This is a genomic window from Sporosarcina soli (genome assembly GCF_042655805.1).
Classification (GTDB): Bacteria; Bacillota; Bacilli; order Bacillales_A; family Planococcaceae; genus Sporosarcina; species Sporosarcina soli.
Window position 1 is genome coordinate 278,440 of the sequence record NZ_JBHSNO010000016.1, and the last position, 14,954, is coordinate 293,393.

The following is a 14,954-nucleotide window of genomic DNA, read 5'->3' on the forward strand; positions in this document are numbered from 1 at the left end:
TCCGAATTGTTATAGGATGAATTCTTTCAATTTGTTATAGCCAATTTTTTCTTCATGCAACCATGGGATTATCGCACACCGCGGCGCAAATTCCTCACTCACTTTTTTAATCCATTGTTTTTCAGAAACAGCACGCCCTTTCAAGATAGGATCTGCTGTATCCGTTGCGTACAAACTTTGGTTGATGACCCACCACTTCGGATCAATCTGCGCACGCTTGAGGTCTTCCTGCAATCTTGCTGCTTCTAATACCGGTGTTGCTTCAGCCAATGTCACAATGACCACGCCTGTTTCTTCTGGATTTCGCAATCGCGGAAGAAGCTTCTTCACACTTTCTGGTACGTCGCCAGTCGATCGGCTCATTTCTTTGTGATACGCTTCCGTCGAATCGAGTAACAACAACGTGTGACCGGTCGGTGCCGTATCAATCACGACGATTTCATTTTCCGACTTCTCCACCACTTCTGCAAAGGCTCTAAACAAAGCAATTTCTTCTGTACATGGCGATTCGAGGTCTTCCTTCAAATATGCAAGCCCTTCTTCATCCAGCCCTTCCCCTGCTGTCGAAAGCACTTCCTGCTTATATTTCTCTACTTCAATTTCTGGATTAATGCTGCTAATTGTCAGATTTTCTCCCAGAACGCTACCTTCAAATGCGTATGCAAGATGCGCTGCAGGGTCTGTTGTAGTCAAATGAACACGGTGACCTTTCTCAGACAGACCGACAGCAATCGCTGATGCAATCGATGTTTTTCCAACCCCACCTTTACCCATTGTGAAAATCACACGGATGTTTTTCGAAGAAAAATCAGCAATTACTTTGTTTAGGCCTGGAAGTTGAATCGGATCAGTGCTAAGGCTATCGTCTTCAAATACAGTAATCGTGTAAGAGCTAAATAAGTGCCGAAGGTTGTCAACTCCGGTTAGTGAATATGAAACAAATGGAAGGGAGAACGTCACAACTTGTTTTAATGCATCGGGCGTTTCTTTCAATGCACGACGCTGTCGCTCATAAAACGCTGTTGACACCTTATCTTCGGATCGATGACTCTGGAGAAGCCCATTTATAATAAGTATCTGATTTTCAATGCCGATATCTTTCAGTTCTGAAGAAGCTCGATTCGCTTCCACTAATGAGGAGACATCTGGACGTGACACCAAAATTAGAGTCGTTTTTTCTGGATTAGAAAGAGACCCAACAGCTTTCGCATACAACTCTTTTTTCTCTCCAAGGCCTGACAGTGGACCCAAACAGGAAGCCCCGTGTGTACTTTCTTCCAAAAATCCGGTCCACGCGGTTGGTAATTGTAACAGACGCAGTGTGTGCCCGGTCGGCGCAGTGTCAAACAATACGTGATCATATTGATTTAACACATCCTCATCGGATAACAGATGAGAAAATTCATCAAATGCAGCAATTTCAACTGTGCAAGCACCCGATAACTGTTCTTCCATGGTTGCAAGAACAGCATCTGGCAGTTTACCCCGATAAGGACCGACAACCTGTTCACGATATGTTTTTGCTGATGCTTCGGGGTCTATATTACAAGCGAATAAATTATTTACGCTTGGAATAGCAACCGGGTCATTTGTCAATTCCACATCGAGAACATCCTGTAAATTTGAAGCAGGATCGGTACTTACTAACAGTACTTTTTTTCCTTGATCAGCAAGAGAAACCGCTGTCGCACAGGCCGTTGATGTCTTACCAACGCCACCTTTTCCGGTAAAAAACAAAAATGGAGTTAGTGCGATTTGGTTCGGATTGAATACTGGATACATGGCTATCCCTCCTCATTTTTCAAACTTTAGTGAAACGCGTACACGTGGTTTTTCTTGGAGTTCAGCAGCCTTTACATCAAGCCACTCAGCTAACTCTTCGTTTGTCGGATAGGCACCCACTTTTACAATTTCATTATTCACAAGTATCAGAGGGAGAGCATCTGGTCCTTTTTCAAGAAGCACCTTATTGACTACTTCATTGTCCACGAAAGCACCCGGTTCATTCGCAAGATTAAAGCGTGTAATATCAAACTTCTTTTGTTCAAGTGAATAAACAGCCGATGCAACACGCGTTAATTCTGGATCAACGCCAGGTCCACAGACACCTGTTGAACAACACATTGCAGGATCAAATATTTCAACCTTTTTCATTATCAACAACTCCTTTATCATTGTATAATCATATCCTTATATGTTTATTACAAGGATAGCCGTGATGTGAATCCACGGCTTTTTATATTTATTCACCCGTTTTAGCGAAGCGTTCAATCCTAGCACCAATTTCATCGCGTACACGCTGGAAAAACGCCCATTTTTCTTCATCCGTTCCTTCTGCTCTTGCAGGGTCATCAAATCCCCAATGAGCACGTTTTACATGTGGAGGTGTCATCGGACAATTATCAGCGGCATCTCCACAAAGCGTAACGACGAAATCTGCATTATTCAGGATTTGTGTATCAATAATATCCGAAGTTTGATTTGAAATGTCGACGCCAGCCTCATTCATCGCCTTAATAGCATTTGGATTGACTCCATGCGCTTCAATTCCTGCGCTGAGAACTTGCCATTCTTCACCAAGATACTTTTTGCCCCAACCTTCTGCCATTTGGCTACGGCATGAGTTACCTGTACATAAGAAATAAAGTGTTTTTTTCGACATAATGAAAATCCCCTCTTCTACATTTTTTTAAATGATTAACAACCACAAATAGAGTCCGATCAGTGTAATAAGAAGTGTAGGCACTGTTAAGATAATACCGGTTTTAAAATAAGTACCCCAAGATATTTTCACACCTTTTTGTGAAAGGACATGCAGCCACAATAAAGTGGCCAATGAACCGATTGGTGTAATTTTCGGACCTAAATCTGAACCGATGACATTTGCATAAATCAAAGCTTCACGAATCGTTCCGGTTGTATTCGTATCCGCAATGGCTAGGGCGTTGATCATAACAGTTGGCATATTATTCATGATTGACGACAAGATCGCTGCTATGAAACCCATCGAAATCGTACCTATAAACAAGCCTTGATCTGCTGCTAATTGAATGAGATCACCGAGTACGCTTGTCAGACCAACATTCCGCAAACCATAAACGACCACGTACATCCCAACTGAAAAGAATACGATGGACCAAGGTGCTCCTTTTAATACTTGCTTCGTGTGAACGGCTGGGCTTCTTTGTGCCATAATCATAAAGAATATGGCCATGACTCCAGCAACGATCGAAACAGGAAGCCCCGTAAACCCACTAGAGAAATACCCGATAAGTAATATACTTAATACGACCCAAGAAAGCCGAAACATCTTTCCATCTTTTACAGCATCCTTCGGTTCTTTTAGATCCGATACTTTATAATCTTTCGGGATACTTTTACGGAAGAATAACAACAGCACTAATATACTCGCAACCAAAGCAAATAAATTCGGTACAATCATCCGAGATGCGTATTCGACAAAACCAATACCGAAAAAGTCTGCCGAAACAATATTGACTAAGTTACTTACGACCAATGGTAACGAAGTCGTATCTGCAATAAAACCACTGGCAATGATGAATGGAAAAACCATCTTTTCATTGAAATTCAAATTTCTTACCATTGCCAACACAATCGGGGTTAAAATAAGTGCGGCCCCATCGTTTGCAAACAAGGCAGCAACGATCGCCCCAAGAATGCTGACATACACAAACATGCGAATACCGCTACCTTTGGCTAATCTCGCCATATGTAACGCAGACCACTCGAAAAATCCGATTTCGTCTAAGATTAATGAGATAATGATGATGGCGACGAAAGCAAGTGTAGCATTCCAGACAATCCCTGTAACATCGATAACGTCCTGAAAATTAACTACCCCGACTAACAAAGCGACAACTGCACCAATACAGGCAGACCATCCAATGGATAAATTTCGAGGCTGCCAAATAACAAATATGAGTGTAATAATGAAAATCAATGATGCTGTAATAACTGAAACCAACGTGCTTTCTCCTCCCTAGTTACAACTAATTCTCAGCCCTTGTGCTTCCAGTTCAGTAATGGATTCATTCTGTTCCGGAAGTTGTTCAAGTATGCTTTGAATAAAAGGAAAGTCTTCATGATCTTCATTGATTGAGAAGAAAATCCATTGACCCTTGCGTTCTTCTTTCACTAATCCAATATCTCTCAGCTTCCTCAAATGTTGGCTGATTGCCGGTTGACTCATTTTGAAAATTTCTACGAATTCACATACACAACATTCATGTGACTGAAGTAATTTCATCATTGTCAAACGAGTTTGATCTCCAAGCAATTTTAATAGCTGCGATGCTCGCTGCATATCAATCGATACTTCCGTATTCATATGCGATTCCCACCTTTCTGCAATCATTATATAATCATATGCTTATATAAGCAAGTAGATGATTTACTAATTGGATTTTCTACTCCACAAAAGATAAAGGACCACTTTTAGGCGGTCCTTTCGGTTACTCAGTGAGTTATGAAATGCTTTTAAAACATGCAAGAGATTACCTAATATTCACAACTGCATTTATAGCGCCTGTCACAAAGATTCAAGTAGGACTTCTACTCTTTCGGACGTTGGTCCCTTAACTCTCCAAGTACCTATATAAAGTGGATTTGCTTATCCCTGTTTCATCTCTTATTTCAGCTAAACTGTACTTTTTACTCTCATACATGATAATTGCCCGCTGAACATTTTCATCAGGTTTTCTTGGACGTCCTGTAGTTACTCCTTTTTTCTGTGCATTACGTAATCCCTTTTTAGTCTTTTCACTGATCACATCACTTTGGAATTCCACTAGATGCTTCACGATATAGCTAAATTGATACCCACTTCTATTACTTGTATCAATCCCTTCTTTGAGTGATTGAATATTAGCTCCTTTTTCTTCAATCACTTGCAATAGCTCCACTAAATGACGTGTTGAATCTGCAAGAGAGAATAGTTTTGTGATTATAATTTTGTCCCCCTGTTTGAGGTCATCAATCATATTTATTAGTTGAACTCTTTTCTTGGCGGAAGAGTGTTCCTCTGCGATTATTTTTCCACAATTAAGTTTCCTTAATTCTGTCATTTGCATATCACATGTTTGATCGTCTTCATTAGGTCTCATATAACCGATTAACAAATTAGACACCCCTTCAATATAAAGAAGTTTACCTTTATCTTAACATAAAATTTACTTTTCGTCCCGTAAAGGTTCCATTTTGGGACGAAAGGTGATAAACTATTTTTATTCAAACCGGGCCCGGCTTTTATGAGAGTTAAAAGCCAAAAAAATTCATATAGATGAGGTGTAAAACAAAGTGGTAGAAAAAATAAGAAAAGATTGGTTTTCAAATGTAAGAGGGGATATCCTTGCTGGAATCGTAGTAGCATTAGCCCTAATTCCTGAAGCAATTGCGTTCTCCATCATTGCAGGAGTCGATCCTATGGTGGGATTGTATGCTTCATTCTGTATCGCTGTAATCATTGCCTTTGTTGGTGGTCGTCCTGGAATGATTTCAGCCGCGACCGGTGCAATGGCATTGCTGATGGTTCCGTTAGTTAAGGAACATGGACTCGAATACTTATTGGCAGCAACGGTTTTAACAGGTGTGATTCAATTACTTTTCGGTATATTTAAGATCGCTAAAGCCATGAAATTCATTCCGAGGGCCGTCATGATTGGTTTTGTAAATGCGTTAGCCATCTTAATTTTCATGGCTCAAGTCCCCCATTTTATCGGAATTTCCAATTTGACATATATTTTCGTTGCAATTACTTTGGCGATTGTATATATACTGCCAAGATTCATTAAAGCTGTTCCGGCTCCATTAATTGCAATTATCGCACTGACAGCAGTTGCCCTTTATGCAAACCTTGATTTGCGGACTGTTGGCGATCTAGGGGCCATCACAAGAACATTGCCGGATTTTTTAATTCCAAACGTGCCATTTTCAATTGAAACATTAGCAATTATTTTCCCGTATTCGTTTGCTCTAGCGATTGTCGGTTTATTAGAGTCATTACTGACAGCTTCCATCGTAGATGATATGACGGGAACGGAAAGCAATAAAGACAAAGAATCCAGAGGACAAGGTATTGCCAATATCATCACTGGTTTCTTTGGTGGAATGGCAGGATGTGCAATGATTGGACAATCCGTCATTAACGTAAAATCAGGAGGCCGCGGCCGTCTGTCTACCCTTACTGCAGGACTGTTCTTGATCTTCCTAATCATTGTATTAGGCGATTTGGTTGTCCAAATTCCCATGCCTGTACTTGTAGGGATTATGATCATGGTGTCTATCGGCACGTTTGACTGGTCTTCATTCACTTATTTAAGAAAGGCACCCAAAAGCGATGCTGCGGTAATGTTAGTGACAGTCATTATCGTTGTAGCTACACATGATCTATCAAAAGGAGTTTTTGCAGGCGTCATCCTAAGCGCCATCTTCTTTGTGGCTAAAATATCTAGGATTAAAGTGAACAGAAGACAAGAACATAAAAATACAATCTTTGAAGTAGAAGGTCAATTGTTTTTTGCGTCAGTTGAAGACTTTGTTAAATCATTTGATTTTACCGTTAAAAATAAAGACATTACCATTGATTTTTCCAATGCACATATTTGGGATGATTCTGCTGTAGGTGCCGTGGATAAAGCGGTCATTAAATATCGTGAGAACAATAATACTGTAACCATCGTCGGGCTGGATTCATCAAGTAAAAAAATCGTTGATAAGCTAGCCATATATCATAATGGAAATTCAAACCCGATGTCTCACTAAACTAATTTTGGGAGGCTTAAAAATGTACAAAAGAATAGTATTGGCTGTAGATGGATCGAAAAATGCTTTGCGAGCAACAGATGAAGCGGTAAAAATCGCTTCATTAATTCCAGAATGTAAAATCGAAGTCGTGTATGTCGCTGATTTTTCAAAAACTAAAAACGAAATCCTTCATTCCCAAGGAAAAGAGGCATTGGACTTTACACGTCGTAAGCGACTCTCTCCTGTAGAAGATAAAATAAAATTGAAAAATATAGCCTATGAAATTAAAATATTTCACGGAGATCCCGGACCGACAATTATTGAGTACGCAAATAAAGAAAAGGTCGATTGGGTTGTTATTGGTAGTCGGGGTCTAAATACTTTGCAAGAAATGGTATTAGGCAGTGTGAGTCATAAAGTCGTAAAAAGAGTTGATTGTCCGGTTCTTGTCGTGAAATAAAAAAATTACTTCCCCAAACAAATAATTAATGCAATATACTGTTCGCATGTTTTGGACAGTGTATTGCATTTCACATAGCGATTACTGTCTAAGACACCTTACTAAGGTGTCTTTTTATCATTCTTTTTCAAGAAACACTCGACAGTTACGTTTTAATTCAGTGCATTGTATTGTTAAGATTATGTAACTCTTCTTGTTTTGGCTTGGAAGATTTTATTTTAAGTGCTATATTTGCGATATTGATTATCAATATCTAAAATCAATATCGGGTTTTGATATTAAGAAAGGAGATGACAGATTGGAAGATAAAGTATTGCGGAAACTTTTTCTAGGCTTTATTCACATTCATATTTTACATCACGCGAAAGAACACCCTATTTTCGGTTTATGGATGTTAGAAGAACTAAAGGAACACGGTTATAACATCAGTTCAGGTACTCTCTATCCTATCCTACATTTAATGGAGTCTGATGGACTTCTCATAAGAGAAGATCGAAATGTGGAAGGGAAAATTAGAAAATATTATACAACGACCGATAAAGGAAATCTTGTCCTGATTGAAGCCAGAAAAAAAGCATATGAGCTCTTCAAGGAGATCAAAGACTAACAAAAAGGAGCTAATTATGAAACAAACTAACTCGAAAAGAGGATTTAAAGCACTTTTGGAAATCCTATTCGTTTCGACACGACTTGGGTTAACATCATTTGGTGGACCAACAGCCCATTTGGGATACTTTCATGAAGAATATGTCCGTAGAAGAAGATGGATGGATGAAAAAAGCTATGCTGATTTAGTTGCTTTAGCACAATTCTTACCTGGTCCAGCGAGTAGTCAAGTTGGAATTGGGATAGGAGTTATGCGAGCAGGAGTATTAGGCGGGATTATATCCTTTATAGGGTTTACACTCCCCTCGGTTGTGGCACTTATTCTTTTTGCCTTGCTACTTAATGGATTTGATATAGGCAATGCTGGATGGATACATGGATTAAAAATCGTGGCTGTAGTTGTCGTTGCACATGCCATTCTCGGTATGGCAAAAAATTTGACGCCTGATTTAAAAAGAAAAGCCATTGCTTTATTCGCACTCGTAAGCACGCTTCTTTGGCAAACGGCTTTTACGCAAGTCGGCGTCATTTTAGTAGCTGCACTCTTCGGGTTCCTCCTGTTTAAAAAACATAAAGAAAATGAAGAAGTGAGTTCGCAATTCCCAATTGGTAAAAGCGTATCAGCGATATGTCTACTGTTATTTTTTGGCTTACTTTTTCTTTTACCAGTTATTAGGGAAGTTACCGGATCGTACTGGGTGGCTATGTTCGATAGTTTTTATAGATCCGGTTCTTTAGTGTTTGGTGGGGGGCATGTCGTTTTACCTTTATTAGAACAAGAACTTGTGCCAAATGGATGGATCAGCGAAGAAGCATTTTTAGCTGGATATGGTGCTACACAAGCAGTACCCGGTCCTCTATTCACGTTTGCTGCCTATTTAGGGGCTGTTATGAAAGGCTGGCAAGGTGGTTTGGTCGCAACGATTGCCGTATTTTTACCTGCATTCCTTCTCATTCTTGGTGCACTTCCTTTTTGGGATGCTTTACGGAACAATCCTAAAATTAAAGGCGCAATCCTGGGCGTAAATGCAGCAGTAGTTGGTATATTGATTTCCGCGCTCTATCAGCCGATTTGGACGAGCTCAATCTTAGCACCTATTGATTTTGCGTTAGCTGCGATTTTGTTTAGTATGCTTGTCTATTGGAAGCTTCCACCTTGGATGATTGTAGTTGCTGGGGCGATAGGCGGTACACTATTGACATTACTGTAATTGTCATTTAAATTCTCTTCTCCGGCTAAACAGAATAGTATAGAGCCAAAAAGCGCCCCAAACCATGAACTGAGCCCTTATTAACGGACATTTTAATAAAAGTGACTTTGCAGTCTAGGCTGCAATTAGATGACTTCGGTATTGAGCTGGAGTCATCTTTTTTAAATTCCATTGTTTGCGTGTTGTATTGTAATGCTCTATGTACTCATCTATCATTTGCTTTAATTCAAATAAATTGTGCGCTTCCTGATAATCTACATCATCCTTTAAGTGCCCAAAGAATGATTCCATAGGGGCGTTATCTAAGCAGTTTCCTCGACGTGACATCGACTGGAGTAAGCCCATTTTCTTTACACGTTCTTGATACGCTGGGTTTGTATAATGGACACCTTGATCGGAATGAATCATGGCTTCTGGATGCAGGTTACCATCTAATGTTTCTTCTAATTTTTCTAATGTCCGATAAACAATTCTCATTTTTAAGCTTGTCGATAGTTCATAGGCGATGATTTCACGTGTTGCAACATCTTTTACGCAAGACAAATACGCCGTATGACTATTGCGGTATTGTAAATAAGTGATATCAGTTAAAAATACTTTTCCCGGTTCATCTTGATCAAATGCTCGATTTAAGTGATTAGGGACCGTACGGTGTGCCTGCGTTGCTTTCGCAATATGTTTATATGGATTCGCACGACGCACTTTCGCAAAAAGATTAAACTTCCTCATTAGGCGAAGAATCTTTTTGTGATTCATTGGTGTTACTAATAATTCTTCTAATGCCATGTAAAGCCCACGATAACCAATTTTCCCTTTAGAAGCATCGTAGATGCTTTTTAATAATAGATAGTCTTGGTAGTCTTCTTCTTCACGAATCGCATGCTTCTCTGAATTTAGAAGCCATGCGTAGTAGCCACTCCGGCTCACGCCGGTTAATTCACAAAGATAACGTGTCATATTCTTTAGTTGATATTTTCGAATGACTTCGTTGATTACTGTGTATTTTTCATGGGGTGCTAGAACCGTTTCTTCGCCTGCCTCTCGAGCTCCTCTAGCTTTTTTAATAATTCTAATTCAGCTTCTAGATACTTAATACGTGCTTCAGCTTTTTCTAATTTCTTCTCAGCAGATAGATCCTTTTTAGAGGGTCGACCTGTGCTGCCTTTTCCGCGACGTTCTTCTAAAAAGCCTTGTTCCCCATATGTGTTATATGTATTTCTCCAGCGGCTTAATGACGATTTGGCTTTTTTAGCTCCAATAATTTCTAAATCAAATCCATTTTCAATAAAAATTTGAGAAGGCCCTTTACCGTTCAAATTTTCTTGAACTGCACGTATTTTAAATTCAGATGTATATTGAATGGCGCGATCTGATACGGAGGCGACATTAGGGTTTGATCCTATTCGTTTTCTCTGGTGTTCATTGAAAAATATTTTACTCATTAAAAAATCTCCCGTTCCAAGTCGTTATTTTCTAGTATAACGGGTTTTTAAACAGAAAAAACCCCGAATAGGGTCACTTTTTTTTAAGTGTCCATTATTCGGGGTTCAATTCACCATTTTGGTTTGAGGCGTTTTTTGTTTATTTAAAGTTAATACTTCTATACCAAATCTCCTAAACAAAGTTTCAGGGTTTTCGATCTTGATTTCCGGAAGTGTGTAATATTTTTAAGTAGAATTTTGCCTAAAATAAAATTAAGTATATCCTTGCCAATGCGGCAAAGATATACTTAAAGTCACATACCATATGAAATCCGGTGATTTCTATATATGGAGACGGCGGGAGTCGAACCCGCGTCCAGAGGCTCCAACACTCAAGCATCTACGCGTGTAGATTGTCTATTTGCGTTTCGCGCATCATTATGCCGGCAATCAGGGCGTCTTGTGCGCTATCCTGCGAGTCTCTTCCGTCTGCCTCAGGAGGCAACAGCCGTCGTATCCCACTAATAAGTGAGCCTTACAATGCCACATGGGCGATGGAACTGCAAGGCAGATTCAGTCAGCTATTAAGCTGCGAATGCTAAGTTGTTGTTTGTTTTGCCAGTTATTATAAACTGCCGTTTCTGACGGAGCCGAGCCCTCCGACGCGCAACTCAAGCTCAGACGACCCCTGTCGAATCCGTAACGTCCCCGTTAAGAGGATGTCAGGATAGCCTATTTAAAGGCTTCTGAACTGAATTTCTATAGCTAGTATACCGCATTTTTACGTAAAAATCAATAGCGTTGCTTGTCTTTGAGTGCGCGGGCCATTTCGCGTTTTGCTTCTTTTTTCTTGAGGTCTTCGCGTTTGTCGTAGTCTTTTTTCCCTTTTCCGATGCCGATCAGTACTTTGGCGAAGCCGTCTTTCAAGTACATTTTAAGTGGGACGATTGCGAAGCCTTGCTCTTTTGTGCGGCCGATTAGTGAGCTGATCTGCTTTTTATGGAGCAATAGTTTTCTGGATCGGAGCGGATCGTGGTTGAAACGGTTTCCTTGGTCATATGGACTGATGTGCATATTGGAAATCCATGCTTCGTTGTTTCGGATCCGGACAAAGGAGTCCCGTAGTTGCACTTTGCCGTTACGGATTGATTTGATTTCCGTTCCTTGTAGGACGATGCCCGCTTCGATTGTTTCTTCAATTGCAAAATCGTGGTTCGCCTTTTTATTGACTGCGACCACTTTTCCTGCGCCTTTTGCCATCTCATTCACCCTCTTTTATATTGAAACCCGGGGACGGCAACTGCCGTCCCAGCGTCATTTTTTCTTTTTCGGCTTGCCTTTCGATTTCTTGGCAACGCCTTCGTAGAATTTTTTCTTTTTATTGTACGTGCCTGATTTCTTTTTGTCTTTCGATTTGTCTCCGGACTTTTTGTCTTTGGATTTACCACGGGATTGGTTGTCATCCTGCTTTTTCTTGGCATGGATGACTTTCGGTCGTTCTTTGCGTGCACGGTGGAACGATTGTTTCATGCCGACGATTTCAAAGTCGATGATGGATTCTTCCGGTTTAACGGCAGCCACTTTCACGGTTACTTCGTCGCCGATTCGGAACTGTTTGCCGGTATGTTCACCGAGCATCATCATTTGTCTGTCGTCAAAGCGGTAATAATCGTCCGTCATATAGCTGACATGTACGAGTCCTTCGATGGTGTTTTCCAATTCGACGAACATACCGAAGTTCGTGACGGATGAAATGACGCCTTCGAATTCCTCTCCGATTTTGTCGAGCATGAATTGAGCCTTTTTCAATGACTCCGTATCACGTTCCGCATCGACTGCGCGTCGTTCCCGCTCGGATGTATGCTGGGCGATTTCAGACAATGAAGCAGCCCAATGTGCGAGTGTTTGCCCCGATACATCTTTTTCGATCAAATATGTGCGGATCAGCCGGTGGACGATCAAGTCTGGATAGCGACGGATCGGTGCCGTGAAGTGCGTATAGAACTCCGTGGATAAACCGAAATGACCGAGACTTTCATCGAAATACTTCGCCTGTTGCATGGAACGCAGTAACATAGTTGAAATAACCGTTTCTTCCGGCAATCCTGCGATCGACTCGACGATTTCCTGTAAAGCGCGCGGATGGACTTTATTGCCCGTCCCTTTGACGACTACACCAAAATTCGTTAAGAACTCGAAGAAGCGCGTCAGTTTTTCCGCTTTTGGATCTTCGTGGATCCGATAGATGAATGGCACTTGCATCCAATGGAAATGTTCTGCGACCGTTTCATTCGCCGCCAACATAAACTCTTCAATGAGTCGTTCCGAGACGGTACGTTCCAAAATGATGACGTCTGTCGGCCAACCTTTTTCATCGACAAGGATTTTCGATTCTTTAAAATCAAAGTCGATCGCTCCGCGGTCGATCCGTTTCTGTTTCAAAATCTTTGCCAAGTCTGCCATATCATTGAGCATTGGAACGATATGTGCATATTTCGCTGAAAGTTCTTCGTCTTTTTCGTCGATGATTTGGTAGACGTCACTATACGTCATCCGTTCTTTCGAGCGAATGACACTTTCGAAGATTTCATGGTCGGTGACTTTCCCGTTACCGTCAATGGTCATTTCACAAGTCAACGTCAGTCTGTCGACGCCCGGATTCAAGGAACAAATCCCATTCGATAACTTATGCGGCAACATTGGGATGACGCGGTCCGTCAAGTAGACACTCGTACCACGGTCAAACGCATCTTCGTCCATCGGTGAGTTTTCCGTTACATAATAACTGACGTCCGAAATATGAACGGATAATTTATACGTCCCGTCGTCGTTCTTCACAACGGATATGGCATCATCCAAGTCTTTTGCATCGGCACCATCGATGGTGATGGTCAGCTCATCCCGCAGATCTCTACGTTTGAACAAGTCCTGTTCTTGCACTTCTTCCGGAATCTTATTCGCCTGATCCATTACTTCCTGCGGGAATTCGACTTCGATGCCGTGCTTATGGATGATCGAAATGATGTCCACACCGGGGTCGTTTTTATGGCCTAAAATTTGTGTCACCATACCGGTTGCCGATTTCAAGTCACTCGGCCAATCCGTTATTTCAACGACGACTTTATGGCCATCGACTGCGTCTAGTGCATTCCCTTTGGCGATGAAAATATCCATCGGCAGTTTTTTATCGTCTGGAATGACAAAACCGAATCCTCGATTATCCTGATAAGTTCCGACAATCTTCGTCGTTTTCCGTTCCGCAACACGGATGATGGTCCCTTCCCGGCGATCACCTGATGTCCCGTTCGTTACACGGACAAGGACGATATCCCCGTTCATCGCTCCATTGACGTCATGGGGCGGAATGAAAATATCATCCATCCCTTCCGTCTCCGGCGTGACAAAACCGAATCCTTTTGAATGGCCGATAAATTTCCCGCGAACGAGATTCATGCGCTCGGGAACGCCATAGCGATTCGTCCGAGAACGGATAATGATCCCTTTTTGCTCGAGGTGAACGAGCATTTTCACTAATTCTTTAAATTCCGCTGCCTGTTCATAACCCATCAATTCCTGGATTTCTTGGACAGTAAGCGGCTTATAAGATTCTTCTTTCATTATGGACAGCAACTTATCTTGCATGTCCTGGTCAAATTGATCCAAGTACATCCCTCCTCCTACATAGACCTAGCATGGTCATTTTTACTTCCTTTCACACGGTCCAATCGAGCGATTCAAGAAATTCGAAAATATCTTCATGGAGCTGTGCTTTTTCCGGTCCGAGTGTAATGACATGCCCTGATTGTTCATACCATTTGATTTGTTTATCTTCCGATTCGGCTTCTTTATAAATGATGTTTGCAGAGTCTGGATCGATCACTTCATCGTTTGTCGCTTGGACAACGAAAAGCGGTGCATAAATATGATCGACATGGTTGCGAACATCCTCGACCAGTTCGCGAAGATCTGCGAGTGAAGGCATCGATTGTTGTTGCAATGCTTCTACTTCTTTTTCGATTTCTGTCTCGCTTTTTCCTTCATACTTCTTATATTCGCGCGCATATTTCAAAACGCCTTCATACATCAGATCCGTCGTTTTCATAGTCATCGGTGCGCACATCGTGACAATTCCCTTCACGGGCATGTTATACCCTACTTTGAGGGAAAATACGCCTCCAAGTGATAATCCTGCGACGGCAATTTCGTCATAACCGGCATCTTTCAGCTTGTTATAGCCGGCAAGCACGTCTTCCCACCACTCTTCAGGTCCTGTATGTATTAGTTCTTCCGGTGGAACACCGTGCCCTTTATAATGAGGAGCGAGTGATGTGTAGCCTTTTTTCTCTAGAAAACGACCGAGCATCCGGACGTCCGCTGAAGTCCCTGTGAATCCATGGAGAAGCAAAACGGCCCGCTTTCCTTGTTCAATGAAAAATGGTTTTGGCTGCGCAATTCTCATCTATATTATCCTCCCTACAAAAAACGCCCGACCAG

At 41.4% G+C, this 14,954-nt stretch carries 14 protein-coding genes and 1 other RNA gene; 4 read left to right on the forward strand and 11 right to left on the reverse strand.

Annotated features, from left to right (window positions below):
• Nucleotides 1-9: 9 nt before the first annotated feature.
• The 6 genes from arsA to ACFPRA_RS22040 all read right to left on the reverse strand — a co-directional run bounded on the left by arsA (nt 10) and on the right by ACFPRA_RS22040 (nt 5,138).
• Complete coding sequence (gene arsA, locus ACFPRA_RS22015; RefSeq protein ID WP_381439510.1) at nt 10-1,782, reverse strand: arsenical pump-driving ATPase; 1,773 nt, start codon at nt 1,780-1,782, stop codon at nt 10-12.
• Nucleotides 1,783-1,794: 12 nt separating this feature from the next.
• Complete coding sequence (gene arsD / locus ACFPRA_RS22020) at nt 1,795-2,154, reverse strand: arsenite efflux transporter metallochaperone ArsD (protein WP_381439512.1); 360 nt, start codon at nt 2,152-2,154, stop codon at nt 1,795-1,797.
• A gap of 88 nt (nt 2,155-2,242) precedes the next feature.
• Entirely contained in the window at nt 2,243-2,662 is a 420-nt protein-coding gene (gene arsC, locus ACFPRA_RS22025; RefSeq protein ID WP_381439515.1) for an arsenate reductase (thioredoxin), read from the reverse strand.
• A gap of 27 nt (nt 2,663-2,689) precedes the next feature.
• Nucleotides 2,690-3,985: an arsenic transporter gene (locus tag ACFPRA_RS22030; RefSeq protein WP_381439517.1), complete on the reverse strand. Its 1,296-nt coding sequence runs from the start codon at nt 3,983-3,985 to the stop codon at nt 2,690-2,692.
• A 15-nt stretch (nt 3,986-4,000) separates the two neighbouring features.
• The gene (locus ACFPRA_RS22035; protein WP_381439520.1) at nt 4,001-4,348 is read right to left on the reverse strand and encodes an ArsR/SmtB family transcription factor; all 348 of its coding nucleotides are present in this window, start codon (nt 4,346-4,348) and stop codon (nt 4,001-4,003) included.
• A 247-nt stretch (nt 4,349-4,595) separates the two neighbouring features.
• Nucleotides 4,596-5,138: a recombinase family protein gene (locus tag ACFPRA_RS22040; protein WP_381439522.1), complete on the reverse strand. Its 543-nt coding sequence runs from the start codon at nt 5,136-5,138 to the stop codon at nt 4,596-4,598.
• A gap of 178 nt (nt 5,139-5,316) precedes the next feature.
• Here ACFPRA_RS22040 and ACFPRA_RS22045 point away from each other — a divergent pair, with 178 nt between their 5' ends.
• From ACFPRA_RS22045 to ACFPRA_RS22060, 4 genes are all read left to right on the forward strand, one after another.
• Nucleotides 5,317-6,780, forward strand: coding sequence for a SulP family inorganic anion transporter (locus tag ACFPRA_RS22045; protein ID WP_381439524.1), 1,464 nt, complete (start codon nt 5,317-5,319; stop codon nt 6,778-6,780).
• A gap of 22 nt (nt 6,781-6,802) precedes the next feature.
• Nucleotides 6,803-7,222 carry a universal stress protein gene (locus ACFPRA_RS22050; protein WP_381439526.1) on the forward strand — a complete coding sequence of 140 codons (420 nt, stop codon included), beginning with the start codon at nt 6,803-6,805 and terminating at the stop codon, nt 7,220-7,222.
• A 298-nt stretch (nt 7,223-7,520) separates the two neighbouring features.
• A complete protein-coding gene (locus ACFPRA_RS22055; RefSeq protein ID WP_381439528.1) occupies nt 7,521-7,829 on the forward strand; it encodes a PadR family transcriptional regulator in 309 nt (102 codons plus the stop codon).
• 16 nt (nt 7,830-7,845) lie between these two features.
• Nucleotides 7,846-9,039 (forward strand): chromate transporter, encoded by a 1,194-nt coding sequence (locus ACFPRA_RS22060; protein WP_381439531.1) that lies wholly within the window; start codon nt 7,846-7,848, stop codon nt 9,037-9,039.
• A 114-nt stretch (nt 9,040-9,153) separates the two neighbouring features.
• On the opposite strand, the gene ACFPRA_RS22065 is transcribed toward ACFPRA_RS22060, so the two are convergent.
• The 5 genes from ACFPRA_RS22065 to ACFPRA_RS22085 form a co-directional block, all read right to left on the reverse strand.
• Nucleotides 9,154-10,481, reverse strand: a protein-coding gene (locus tag ACFPRA_RS22065) for an IS3 family transposase (protein WP_381439533.1) whose coding sequence is annotated in 2 segments (ribosomal slippage) — nt 9,154-10,109 and nt 10,109-10,481 — 1,329 coding nt in all. Because the reading frame shifts where the segments join, the coding sequence is not laid out codon by codon here.
• 325 nt (nt 10,482-10,806) lie between these two features.
• Nucleotides 10,807-11,170, reverse strand: a transfer-messenger RNA (tmRNA) gene (gene ssrA / locus ACFPRA_RS22070).
• Nucleotides 11,171-11,252: 82 nt separating this feature from the next.
• Nucleotides 11,253-11,720: an SsrA-binding protein SmpB gene (smpB, locus tag ACFPRA_RS22075; RefSeq protein ID WP_239391134.1), complete on the reverse strand. Its 468-nt coding sequence runs from the start codon at nt 11,718-11,720 to the stop codon at nt 11,253-11,255.
• Between the two features lie 54 nt (nt 11,721-11,774).
• Nucleotides 11,775-14,129, reverse strand: coding sequence for a ribonuclease R (gene rnr / locus ACFPRA_RS22080; protein ID WP_381439537.1), 2,355 nt, complete (start codon nt 14,127-14,129; stop codon nt 11,775-11,777).
• Nucleotides 14,130-14,172: 43 nt separating this feature from the next.
• Entirely contained in the window at nt 14,173-14,919 is a 747-nt protein-coding gene (locus tag ACFPRA_RS22085; protein ID WP_381439539.1) for an alpha/beta hydrolase, read from the reverse strand.
• Nucleotides 14,920-14,954: the final 35 nt, after the last annotated feature.